The sequence below is a fragment of the Yersinia aldovae ATCC 35236 genome, assembly GCF_000173735.1.
In the GTDB taxonomy this organism is placed as follows: domain Bacteria; phylum Pseudomonadota; class Gammaproteobacteria; order Enterobacterales; family Enterobacteriaceae; genus Yersinia; species Yersinia aldovae.
In genome coordinates this window covers 58434-70149 of record NZ_ACCB01000001.1, presented here as the reverse complement: position 1 = coordinate 70149, position 11716 = coordinate 58434, and the positions used below count along the sequence as shown (strand labels likewise).

The window sequence follows — 11716 nt, the reverse complement described above, 5'->3', positions numbered from 1 at the left end:
TATTATTCTGTTAACAATAAATAATGAAATATATTCACCTGATATAAAGTGTACAGCAGCTTTCGTGCCACACCATTCCAAATGTGAATAAAATGTATAAATTTCATAAAAACAGCCACTTAAAATGAATAATTATGCACAATAATCGCATTCACACCTCTTAAAAGGCGCATTTGGTGCGTTTTACAAATTGTAAAATCGAAATTATATGCATATAAAATAAACTTTCTCTTTTGCTCTACCAGATCACATTCTGGCAACACAAATATAACAATAAATGTTTTAGCTGCCCTATAAATGAGCAGCTATTGCATCAATTGAGTGCGTTTTATCTGTGAATAAATTGGCTATGATCAAAAAAAACTGATCATTTATGCAAAAGAGTGCGTGTGAAGAAACCTGAGTATCGCTAGAGGATAATGCTGGTTTGGCTGTCATTGCCAGAATCAAACCAGCATGGGATGGGTGGGGGGTAATGGCATGGCTAACGATGAGATCGGCTGTTATCCGCGCTGCCCATCAATTGGTTAATTAATTGAGCCAGAATATGAATCGCTTTTTCACTCTGTTCAGACCACGCAAAAGAGGCATTAAGTCGAAAGCAGTGATCAAATTGATTCCCGGTGGTAAACATACGTCCTGGAGCAATACTCACGCCCTGCGCCAATGCACGTCGGTATAACTCGCTGGCATTAAAAGGGGGTTCCAGCTCCAGCCATAAAAAATAGCCCCCTGCCGGATGACTAATTTTAACGTTTTTGGGGAAGTGTTCGGCCACCGCTTGATGCAAGGTATTGAGCCGCTGTTCCATTAGCCGTCGCAAGCGGCGCAAATGGGTATCATATCCCCCCTGACTTAAATAATCGGCAATCGCCAACTGTGTCGGCACGCTCGCAGAAACCGTACTCATTAACTGCAAATGCTGAACTCGCTGAGCATGTTCGCCAGCAGCAACCCACCCCACGCGGAACCCCGGAGCCAAACATTTAGAAAAGGAGGAACAATGCAGGATTTGCCGATGCTGATCGAGGGCTTTTGCCGGCAACAACCGCTCTGCACCGAAGTACAACTCGCCATAAACATCATCTTCAATCAGTGAAATATTATTCTGCTGTAACAGCGCCACCAACCGTTTTTTCTGCGGCCATGACATGGTGCATCCCAACGGATTCTGAAAGTGTGTCATCAGCCAGCAAGCCTTGATCGGGTATTGGCTGATCACCTGTTCCAGGGAATCCAAATCCATACCCTGTTGTGGATGAGTGGTAATGGCGATGGCTTTCAGCCGTAAGCGCTCAATTGCCTGTAATGCGCCATAAAAGGCCGGTGACTCAATGACCACCCAATCGCCGGGCTGAGTCACCGCCTGCAAACTCAAGCTGAGTGACTCCATCGCACCCGCTGTAATCACAATCTCTTCCGGCGAAACATTCATCCCGCTCGCGGCATAGCGTTGAGCAATATTGCGACGCAGGCTTTCATTGCCCGGCGGCAGATTGGTCACCGAACTTTGTGGTGATATCTTGCGCGCAACATTGGCCAACGCGCGTGATAACCGTGGTTGTATTAACAGACTCGGATCAGGAAACGCCGAGCCAAACGGCATTATGGCCGGATCTTTACCCGCCTGAAGCACATCAAAAATAAAAGCATTAATATCCACCTGTTCATCCAGGTGCAGCTTTTTACCCCGCTGAGGTTGGGGCAATTGTGTCGGGCGTGACGCGACGTAATAGCCCGACTGGGGGCGTGCCATGATCCATCCCTGACTTTCCAGCAATTGGTAAGATTGCACCACTGTCATCAAACTTAAACCTGACTGCTGACAACTCTCCCGCAGAGAAGGCAGCTTATCACCCGCCTGCCAGACTTTAGATTGTATCTGTGCCCGAATTTGTTGAGCTAACTGTTCATATCGTGTCATAGAGAATCTGTTATAGGTAATATTGGATTAATTGTCACTATTATAGCCACTTTAACTTATGGTTAACTAACTGCCAAGTTTCCCGCAAAAAATTGCTCGTGGGTCACTCACCATCCCGAGACGATTGGCGTAATTTATTTTTTGCATTTATACATAGATGAGGCAGTACCATGTTTGCAGTGAGGTCGCTATGTTTGGCTTAACCGCTCTAGAGTTGGCCCGGATCCAATTCGCTTTTACTATTTCATTTCATATCATTTTCCCCGCCATCACTATCGGACTGGCCAGTTTTCTTGCGGTACTCGAAGGGTTATGGCTGAAAACCAAAAATGAGGATTACCGTGACCTGTACCACTTCTGGTCAAAAATCTTTGCTGTCAACTTTGGTATGGGGGTGGTTTCTGGTCTGGTCATGGCCTACCAGTTTGGTACCAACTGGAGCTTCTTCTCTGAATTCGCAGGGAGCATTACCGGCCCACTCCTGACGTATGAAGTGCTAACGGCTTTCTTCCTTGAAGCCGGTTTCCTCGGCGTGATGCTTTTTGGCTGGAACCGCGTCGGGCCGGGCTTGCACTTCTTTGCTACTTGTATGGTGGCGCTGGGCACGCTGATGTCTACGTTCTGGATTCTCGCCTCCAACAGTTGGATGCAGACTCCACAAGGCTTTGAAGTCATCAATGGGCAAGTGGTACCCGTTGACTGGCTGAAAGTCATCTTTAACCCCTCATTCCCCTACCGCTTGCTGCATATGACAACCGCCGCGTTCCTGGCATCGGCATTCTTTGTCGGCGCATCTGCGGCCTGGCATCTATTGCGCCAGCGTGACACGCCAGCGATGAGAAAGATGCTATCTATGGCGATGTGGATGGCATTGATTGTCGCCCCCATTCAGGCCGTCATCGGTGATGCTCATGGCTTAAATACGCTGGAATATCAGCCGGCTAAAATTGCTGCCATTGAGGGCCACTGGGAAAATAAACCCGGTGAACCTACGCCATTGATTCTGTTTGGCTGGCCGGACATGAAACAGGAAAAAACGCACTTTGCGCTGGAAATCCCCTATTTAGGCAGCTTGATCCTGACGCACAGTTTGGAAAAACAGATCCCGGCGCTGAAATCTTTCCCACCGGAAGACCGCCCAAACTCTACCATTGTGTTTTGGTCATTCCGCATCATGGTCGGCTTAGGCATGTTGATGATTTTGGCTGGGTTCTGGAGTTTATGGTTACGCTGGCGAGGAGGGTTGTATCAATCGCGCCCATTCTTGTATTTCGTTTTGTGGATGGGGCCATCCGGCCTGATTGCTATTCTGGCCGGTTGGTTTACCACTGAGGTAGGCCGCCAGCCGTGGATTGTTTATGGTCTGCAACGTACCCGCGACGCAGTTTCCTCTCATGGTGAGATGCACATGAGCATCAGTCTGTTGGTGTTTATTGTGGTGTACGGCTCAGTATTCGGCGTGGGATATGCCTATATGATGCGCTTGATCCGCAAAGGGCCGAAGGCACATGAAGGCACACAGCAAAATAAAGGTGGCCCCGGCCAATCAAGTACGCCATCACGGCCATTGTCTGCCGTCAGTGAACCATTTGGTAAGGATAACCAACCGGTAAATAGTGATAACAACCAAGGCCACAGGAGTTAATTATGGGTATCGACCTTCCACTGATCTGGTTTGTCATTATTGTTTTCAGCACCATGATGTATGTCGTTATGGATGGTTTCGATTTGGGCATCGGCATCCTGTTTCCACTGGTCAAAGCCAGCCGTGACCGGGATTTAATGATGAACAGCGTAGCCCCAGTGTGGGACGGCAATGAAACCTGGCTGGTTTTAGGCGGCGCGGCCTTACTGGGTGCGTTCCCGCTGGCATATGCGGTTATTTTGGATGCCCTGGCGATCCCATTAACCCTCATGCTGTTGGGCTTAATTTTCCGTGGTGTGGCATTTGAATTCCGCTTTAAAGCCAGCCCGAACAAACAACACATCTGGGACAAAGCCTTTATTGGTGGTTCTCTGGTCGCCACATTTACCCAAGGAATGGTTGTTGGTGCATTTATTAATGGATTTCCAGTAACAGGTCGTAGCTATAGTGGCGGGCCGTTTGACTGGTTTACTCCTTTTGCGCTGTTCTGCGGCCTCGGTTTGGTAACCGCCTATTCCCTACTCGGTTGTACCTGGCTCATTATGAAAACTGAAGGCCATGTACAGGAAGTGATGCATAAGCTGGCAACACCTCTCACACTCTTTATGCTACTGATTATTGCCGTTATCAGTCTGTGGACGCCGCTGGCGCATCCGCAGATTGCAGCGCGCTGGTTTACCCTACCAAACGTGTTCTGGTTCCTGCCCGTTCCTGTATTGGTATTGCTTGCCAGTGCAGCCTTACTGCGCTCAGTTCGCCGTGGTGCGCATTACGCACCTTTCTTATTAACCTTATTGTTGGTCTTCCTGGGATACAGCGGCCTTGGCATTAGCATCTGGCCCTACCTTATTCCGCCGTCTATTACCCTGTGGCAAGCTGCCGCTCCACCACAAAGTTTGGGATTCATGTTAGTCGGCGCGTTATTTATTATTCCCATTATTCTGGTTTATACCTTCTGGAGCTACTACGTGTTCCGCGGGAAAATCAATCATGACCAAGGTTACCACTGAGTTTACGTCAGCCATTCGTGTCAGGGCGGGGTGCCGACCCTGATACTTTTCTAAGAACAGTGAGTTGGAATAAATATGAGTGACACTAATATACGTGAAAATAAGGCGGTAGCATCACAGCCCTCCCCCCATGCCGCTGAACAGGTAAAAGCTCCGTGGTGGAAAAAAGTCGGCTGGTTGGTGGTCATTTGGTGCGCTAGCGTGTTGGCATTATTAGCCGTCTCTATGCTGTTTCGTATGATGATGACAGCCGCAGGAATGAAGTCTCATTAGCTCTAACACTTCAGCACCAAAAACGGTAAAGTAGCGGCGTTGATTGGTCAAAGGATTCCCGCTTTATGAGACGTTACCTGATCCCATTAGTTAATCAGATTGCCATGCTGATGATACTGCTGGGTATGCTTGGGCTGGCTGGCATGACCATTTCGTCATGGATGGCACAAAGCATTCAGGGTAATGCACATGCCATCAACAAAGCAGGCTCGCTGCGAATGCAAAGTTACCGACTGCTTTCGATGGTTCCGCTTGATGAAAATGACTTGTCTTATCTGGTGGCGTTAGAGCAAGACAAAACCAGCAGTGATTTACAGCAAGCGTTGCAGCGAGAAGGGCTAAACAGCCAGTACCGGCAAATAGAGCAGTATTGGCAGACCACACTCAAACCCCAATTACAGCAGGCCAGGCACCCTGACGAGGTTGCAGCCAGTGTTGCCGACTTTGTCCACCAGCTTGATGCCCTGGTGCTCGCCATAGACCACAAAACTGAGCAACGCCTACTGCTGGTCACCCTGATTCAGTTGGTATTTATTGTACTAACACTGGGGCTTCTGCTGGTCACTATCTATTATCTGCGCCGCCGCTTACTCAGCCCGTGGCTGCAATTGATCTCAATGGCTCATGCGATTGGACGTGGTGATTTTAGTCAACGCTATAGGTTGTCCCATCAACGCGATGAGATGGGGATGTTGGGTATCGCATTAAATCGCATGTCGCAGGAGTTGTCATTAATTTACAGTGATTTAGAAAAACGCGTTACTGAAAAAACCGCCGATTTACAACAGAAAAACCAAGTGCTGGCTTTCCTTTATCATAGTAGCCGTCAATTACACACAAACCAGCCATTGAGCGAACGCTTGATCCCAGTGATTGAACAATTACAGGCGCTTACACCGTTGGAAAATGTGCAAATCTGTTTGTATGAAAGTCATCTATACCGCAATCAGCTCAACCACCTTACCGATGGTGAGAACCTGCCACCACAACATCGCCCGACTCAATTAATTGTCGAAGGCCCTTGCGTTCCATTAAACCGTGGCATGTCATGGGAGTCCCTGAGCTGGAGCTTGAGTGATAAGCTCGGTCAATATGGCTTGCTCCTGGCAAAACTTCCCACGGATAAGCCACTCAATTCGGATCAACAACAACTGGTTAATATGCTGGTTGAACAACTGACCAGCACGCTGGCGCTGGAAAGTCAGGCACGGCATCAACAGCAACTCCTGCTAATGGAAGAACGATCGGCCATTGCGCGGGAATTGCATGATTCTATCGCTCAATCCTTATCTTGCCTGAAAATACAAATTAGCTGCCTACAGATGCAGACGCCAGATTTACCGGAAGCAAGTAAGCTACTGATGCAGCAAATGCGGGATGAATTAAACGTTGCCTACCGCCAGTTACGTGAATTACTCACCACTTTCCGCCTAAAACTTAATGAGGCAACACTTCAAGCCGCGCTACAAAAATTGGTGAATGAATTCAGTGAGCGGGCCGCGCTAAAAATTGAACTCAGTTTTAGCCTCCCCTCCGATGGGGTACCAGACCATCAAGCTATCCACATGGTCAATATTGCCCGTGAAGCGCTGAATAATATCTACAAACATGCACATGCCAGCGAAGCGCGGGTCGAAGTGACCCGCATCCAAGGCGATGTGGTGATGTCGATTCGCGATAATGGCTGCGGGATTGGTCAGGCCAGCGAGCGGCCTAATCATTACGGTTTGATAATTATGCAGGATCGCGCCAACAGTTTGCATGGGCACTGTGATATTCGTCAGCGGGAAAATGGGGGCACTGAAGTCCGGGTGCAATTTACCCCAGATAACGATGACCTCGACTGATTACTCGTGGCAAATTGCAAAACAAGCCATTTATCACGTTCTGCTTCATAAGACATATTCACCAGACGGTAAATTTAGCTGAAATCATTCAGCATACGTGCGGCGATAATCAATAATTCTTTACTCATGTCTTCTTCTCATTCACGGATATATCGACTGACACCGGCCTGCAAGATGAATAATGTATTCGTGGCCTCAGTCAGATTGTCATTGCAGCGGGCTGATGCCCGAATAATGTTAAGCCGCTGGGAATATATCAGGCAGAAAATAGAAATTAAAGTATACATTTCAATCAGATAACTAAAACCCATACATTATTGGTTCTAACCGATTGATGCGTTACAACTGAAATTAGCGGTATTTAAATACTTCTTAATAGAGCACTTTGCCGTTAGACGCACATTTTAAGCGGTGATAAGATCGCTCACATTAATTTATCTGCATAAACTTTATCTCCTGCATATTCATGTCAGAGAAGAAGTTGAGCTTGCCGTTTGCCGTCTCTTCAGGAGTGATTCATGCCATTGGCAATAATCGCGCTAACCATTGCTACTTTTGGTATTGGTACCAGCGAATTTGTAATTATGGGGTTGTTACCGGAAGTCGCCAGTGACCTGAGTGTCAGCATTCCCAAAACCGGCATGTTGGTTTCAGTTTACGCGATGGGCGTGGTTATCGGAGCCCCCCTTTTAGCGATTGCCACGGCCCGTATTCCACGAAAATCCACGCTGTTGGGTTTAATCGTGCTGTTTATTCTCGGCAATATCCTGTGTGCACTGGCTGAAACCTATAATCTGTTAATGATGGCACGCATTATTGCGGCCCTGTGTCATGGCACCTTCTTCGGCCTGGCATCGGTGGTCGCAACCGACCTGGTGCAACCCAATCGCCGGGCACGAGCCATCGCTCTGGTCTTTATGGGGGTGACACTGGCTAATGTGCTCGGTGTTCCGCTAGGTACCGCTATCGGGCAGGCTTTCGGTTGGCGTGCCGCTTTCTGGGGCGTTAGTGCGATTGGGATTGTGGCAATTATTGCCGTGGTTGCCTGGCTGCCGAATAATATTCCAATGAAGCGAATTAGCCCGAAATTAGAATTTAAAACCCTGATGCAAAAGAAAGTACAAACGGCTCTGCTGCTATCTGTGTTAACCAATACCAGTCTGTTTACTGTATTTACCTATATTGCCCCCTTACTGCGCGATGTGACGCAGGTTTCTGAACATGGGGTGACTGTGGTTTTATTAATTCTCGGCGTCGGTTTGTCAATCGGCAGTGTACTGGGTGGCCGCTTGGGTGATAAAAACTTGGTCGGCTCAATGACTCGCCTGATAGCCATTTTGATAGGTATTCTACTGGCATTGCATTACACCATTGGTTTTTACTTACCGGCAGTGCTGACCTTGTTTATCTGGAGTATTGTGGCTTTTGCCCTTTGCCCAATGTTACAACTGTTAGTCGTCGATCAGGCCCGAAATGCCCCCAATCTGGCATCCACCTTTAACCAAAGTGCGTTTAATTTAGGCAATGCATTAGGTGCCTGGCTTGGCGGCTCATTACTGGCATTTGGCGTGCGATTGGAACAGCTACCGCTTGCCGCGATGGTGGTCATGGCGATAGCGTTAGTCACCATGCTACGTTTAAGTATGCATTTTCGGCGAACCGCAGTAGTGCAATCTATCAGCTAACCCGTTGACACATTTTGCCCTGCACACCTGCGGGGCAACGATACCCTGCCGTTTCCTTCACACTTATCTTATGCAAATAATTATCATTAACATTAGTTGGTGGTATAGTTTAGCGCTCTATAAGCCATGCCTATGCTGGCTAACGGCCAAGAAATAGAACACCAATAAGATAAGAAGGATAAACTGTGACTTTGGAATCCACCGCAGCAAAACCCCTACACCGCCCAACGCCCCCGCGTCTGGTTCAGGTAAAAAGGATCGAAGACACCTCACTACATTTGCGCCGCATCACATTTCATAGCCCGACATTGCATGATTACCCGGCAGATTGTGCCGGCGCTCATCTGAAAATTTTCTTACCCTTAGCCCATCAGACACAACCTGAGTTACCGGTACCTGGCGAAAAAGGCCCAATCTGGCCCGCGGCTGATATTCGCCCAATTGTGCGCACCTATAGCGTTCGAGCCGCCCGCCCGCAACAGTTAGAAATAGATATTGAGTTTGTAATGCATGAAAGCCGTGGCCCGGCGGTAGATTTTGCCCGTCATGCTAAAGCAGGAGATTGGATAGGGATAACGAACCCCGGTGGGCCGGATACCCTGTTGCCCTGTGCCGCCTATAGCTATCTGGTAGGAGATCCCTCTTCACTCCCAGCCATTGCCGCCCTGCTGGAAACACTGCCTACTGACGCGCAGGGTCATACCATCATTCGTGTGGATAGCCCGCAGGATGTGCTAGACCTGATAAAACCTGTCGGTATGGCATTAAGCTGGGTGATTGGCGGAACCGAGAAGACAATCGATGTGGTTAACCAATTCTGTACTCTGGATTTGCCAATGGATAAGGCCGCTTTCTGGTTGGCAGGCGAAGACAAAATGGTGGTACAACTGCGCCGCTATCTGCGTCGTGAAAAAGGCTGTCAGCGCCAGCAACTCTATGCGATACCCTATTGGCGTGAGGGGATGACAGAAGAAATTTATCATCAGAAACGCCATGAAGTTATGGACAACATTGATAGCTAGAATGTATTAATACCTATAAAATCAATGGGCATAATCTTGTGATGCCCATGTTATTCGCTTTCCCCCGCCTTCATCGCAGTTAAAAGCTTGTAAATTTCCTGCGACAATTCCCTGTTATTTGTTAGTCTTATAACTATATTGCCTGCAATATGGCGCTTAATTATCATTAAATGGGTCTAATGCCTGTTTAATACAGTAAAGTTATTAGGAGCATTCTCAAAATGAAGTCGCAACATGATCCTGGCCGATCTAAATCACGCCACCACGAATACTCCCTTATCCTGCCAATTATTGCGCTGGTTATCCTTAATATCTGGGGTGATACCAGCAATTTTTCTGCCGTCATCGTTATTAACCTGATTGCCCTGGTCGGTATCCTGAGCAGTGCTTTCAGCGTGGTTCGCCATGCCGATGTACTGGCGCACCGTTTGGGTGAACCTTATGGTTCCTTGATCCTCAGCTTGTCAGTGGTGGTGCTTGAGGTCAGTTTGATCTCGGCAATGATGGCGACAGGCGATGCTGCCCCCGCGTTGATGCGTGATACGCTCTATTCCATCATTATGATTGTTATCGGCGGCCTGGTCGGGGTTTCACTGTTGCTGGGTGGGCGCAAATTTGCCACCCAACACGTTAATCTGGTGGGGATCAAACAGTACCTGATGGCTATCTTCCCATTGGTTATCATTGTCTTGGTCTTACCGAGCACCCTGCCGGGCGGTAATTTTACCGTCACACAATCGTTGGTGGTTGCCGCCATTTCCGCTGCCATGTACGGTGTTTTCCTGCTAATTCAAACTAAAACGCACCAAAGCCTGTTTGTCTACGAACATGAAGATGAAGGTGATGACCCAAGCGATCCGCATCACGGTAAACCCTCGTCGCACAGCAGCTTGTGGCATACCTTCTGGCTGTTGATACATCTGGTGGCCGTTATTGCCGTCACCAAATTTGATGCCAACCCACTGGAATCGCTACTGACTGAACTCAATGCGCCCGCTAAATTCACCGGCTTCCTGATTGCCTTGCTCATCTTGTCACCGGAAGGCTTGGGCGCATTAAAAGCGGTCTTGGCTAATCAGGTACAGCGCGCAATGAACCTGTTCTTTGGCTCAGTGCTGGCAACGATTTCCCTGACGGTTCCTGCGGTTACATTAATAGCGGTATTGACCGGGCAGGAGCTTAATTTCGGCCTCGAAGCACCGCATATCGTGGTCATGGTCAGCGTGTTGATTCTGTCGCAAATCTCCTTCTCTACCGGCAGAACCAACGTGCTCAACGGCACCGCTCATCTGGCACTGTTTGCCGCGTATATGATGACGATTATGTTGTAGCGACGATTAATGAATAGCAAAGGGCAAGCGTTTATCGCGCTTGCCCTTTTTTATGGGGCCCTCCATTCATAACCTTGAGTTATGAATAGGCGTTTAGGGTGCGCTGGCACAGCTCAGAGCGCACACAGTCCTGTTTATCGAAGCGAATAATGCCGATCATTTCATCCTCGGCAAAACGCTCCAATGCATCGCTAAGACCTGATTTCACCCCACGCGGCAGATCGCATTGGGTAATATCGCCATTAACAATGACCGTAACATTCTCACCCAGGCGGGTCAGAAACATTTTCATTTGGCTGGCGGTTACGTTTTGTGCCTCATCGAGGATCACCACCGCATTCTCAAAGGTACGCCCGCGCATGTAAGCGAAAGGCGCGATTTCCACTTTACCGATTTCCGGTCGCAGACAATATTGCATGAACGAGGAACCGAGCCGGCGCAGCAAAATGTCGTACACCGGGCGGAAGTAAGGCGCGAATTTTTCAGAGATATCACCGGGTAAGAACCCCAGATCCTCATCTGCCTGTAGCACCGGTCGCGTTACAATAATCCGTTCAACCTCTTTGTGAATGAGTGCTTCTGCTGCCTTGGCAGCGCTGATAAAGGTTTTACCACACCCCGCTTCACCGGTGGCGAAGATGAGCAGCTTACTGTCTATGGCTGATAAGTAATGACTTTGAGCTTCGGTACGTGCCTGAATAACGGAGGTATCGCGGCTATCCCGCGCCATACCTATTGATTCAACACCGCCCATTTGCACTAACGATGTCACGTTTTCTTCCTCACGCTGACGATGACTACGTGAATCACGTCTAATCACGCGTTTCGCTTCACGACGAGCTTTGATCACTGCTTTCTGTCTTCCCATAGTGGCACCTTACAGTTTGATTCAACTATCGCAGCAGGAAAGCCCGCGCGATTATATCCGCCATACTTCAAGCTACATATGTTGGCTGCTCTTTAATTACTGGCTGCCGCC

9 protein-coding genes are annotated in these 11716 nt (G+C 48.5%); 7 read left to right on the top strand and 2 right to left on the bottom strand.

Annotated features, from left to right (window positions below; translation table 11 throughout):
• Positions 1–484 precede the first annotated feature (484 nt).
• Positions 485–1924, bottom strand: coding sequence for an aminotransferase-like domain-containing protein (locus YALDO0001_RS00255; protein WP_004698877.1), 1440 nt, complete (start codon positions 1922–1924; stop codon positions 485–487).
• 190 nt (positions 1925–2114) lie between these two features.
• Between YALDO0001_RS00255 and YALDO0001_RS00250 the strand changes: the two genes are divergently transcribed.
• The 7 genes from YALDO0001_RS00250 (at position 2115) to chaA (ending at position 10737) form a co-directional block, all read left to right on the top strand.
• The gene (locus tag YALDO0001_RS00250; RefSeq protein WP_004698875.1) at positions 2115–3569 is read left to right on the top strand and encodes a cytochrome ubiquinol oxidase subunit I; all 1455 of its coding nucleotides are present in this window, start codon (positions 2115–2117) and stop codon (positions 3567–3569) included.
• Between the two features lie 2 nt (positions 3570–3571).
• A complete protein-coding gene (gene cydB, locus YALDO0001_RS00245; protein ID WP_004698873.1) occupies positions 3572–4579 on the top strand; it encodes a cytochrome d ubiquinol oxidase subunit II in 1008 nt (335 codons plus the stop codon).
• Between the two features lie 75 nt (positions 4580–4654).
• Positions 4655–4852, top strand: a complete 198-nt coding sequence (locus tag YALDO0001_RS00240; RefSeq protein WP_004698870.1) for a DUF2474 domain-containing protein — start codon at positions 4655–4657, stop codon at positions 4850–4852.
• A gap of 65 nt (positions 4853–4917) precedes the next feature.
• Complete coding sequence (gene narX / locus YALDO0001_RS00235; protein ID WP_004698867.1) at positions 4918–6699, top strand: nitrate/nitrite two-component system sensor histidine kinase NarX; 1782 nt, start codon at positions 4918–4920, stop codon at positions 6697–6699.
• A gap of 518 nt (positions 6700–7217) precedes the next feature.
• The gene (locus YALDO0001_RS00230; RefSeq protein ID WP_004698865.1) at positions 7218–8384 is read left to right on the top strand and encodes an MFS transporter; all 1167 of its coding nucleotides are present in this window, start codon (positions 7218–7220) and stop codon (positions 8382–8384) included.
• Positions 8385–8569: 185 nt separating this feature from the next.
• Positions 8570–9406, top strand: coding sequence for a siderophore-interacting protein (locus YALDO0001_RS00225; protein WP_004698862.1), 837 nt, complete (start codon positions 8570–8572; stop codon positions 9404–9406).
• A 221-nt stretch (positions 9407–9627) separates the two neighbouring features.
• A complete protein-coding gene (chaA, locus tag YALDO0001_RS00220) occupies positions 9628–10737 on the top strand; it encodes a sodium-potassium/proton antiporter ChaA (protein ID WP_004698861.1) in 1110 nt (369 codons plus the stop codon).
• Between the two features lie 79 nt (positions 10738–10816).
• On the opposite strand, the gene phoH is transcribed toward chaA, so the two are convergent.
• A complete protein-coding gene (gene phoH, locus YALDO0001_RS00215) occupies positions 10817–11605 on the bottom strand; it encodes a phosphate starvation-inducible protein PhoH (protein WP_042546065.1) in 789 nt (262 codons plus the stop codon).
• Positions 11606–11716 lie beyond the last annotated feature (111 nt).

Excerpts from the sequence above, each read along its gene's own strand:
- YALDO0001_RS00255 (WP_004698877.1), bottom strand. The coding sequence starts at position 1,924 with ATGACACGATATGAACAGTTAGCTCAACAAATTCGGGCACAGATACAA.
- YALDO0001_RS00250 (WP_004698875.1), top strand. The coding sequence starts at position 2,115 with ATGTTTGGCTTAACCGCTCTAGAGTTGGCCCGGATCCAATTCGCTTTT.
- cydB (WP_004698873.1), top strand. The coding sequence starts at position 3,572 with ATGGGTATCGACCTTCCACTGATCTGGTTTGTCATTATTGTTTTCAGC.
- YALDO0001_RS00240 (WP_004698870.1), top strand. The coding sequence starts at position 4,655 with ATGAGTGACACTAATATACGTGAAAATAAGGCGGTAGCATCACAGCCC.
- narX (WP_004698867.1), top strand. The coding sequence starts at position 4,918 with ATGAGACGTTACCTGATCCCATTAGTTAATCAGATTGCCATGCTGATG.
- YALDO0001_RS00230 (WP_004698865.1), top strand. The coding sequence starts at position 7,218 with ATGCCATTGGCAATAATCGCGCTAACCATTGCTACTTTTGGTATTGGT.
- chaA (WP_004698861.1), top strand. The coding sequence starts at position 9,628 with ATGAAGTCGCAACATGATCCTGGCCGATCTAAATCACGCCACCACGAA.
- phoH (WP_042546065.1), bottom strand. The coding sequence starts at position 11,605 with ATGGGAAGACAGAAAGCAGTGATCAAAGCTCGTCGTGAAGCGAAACGC.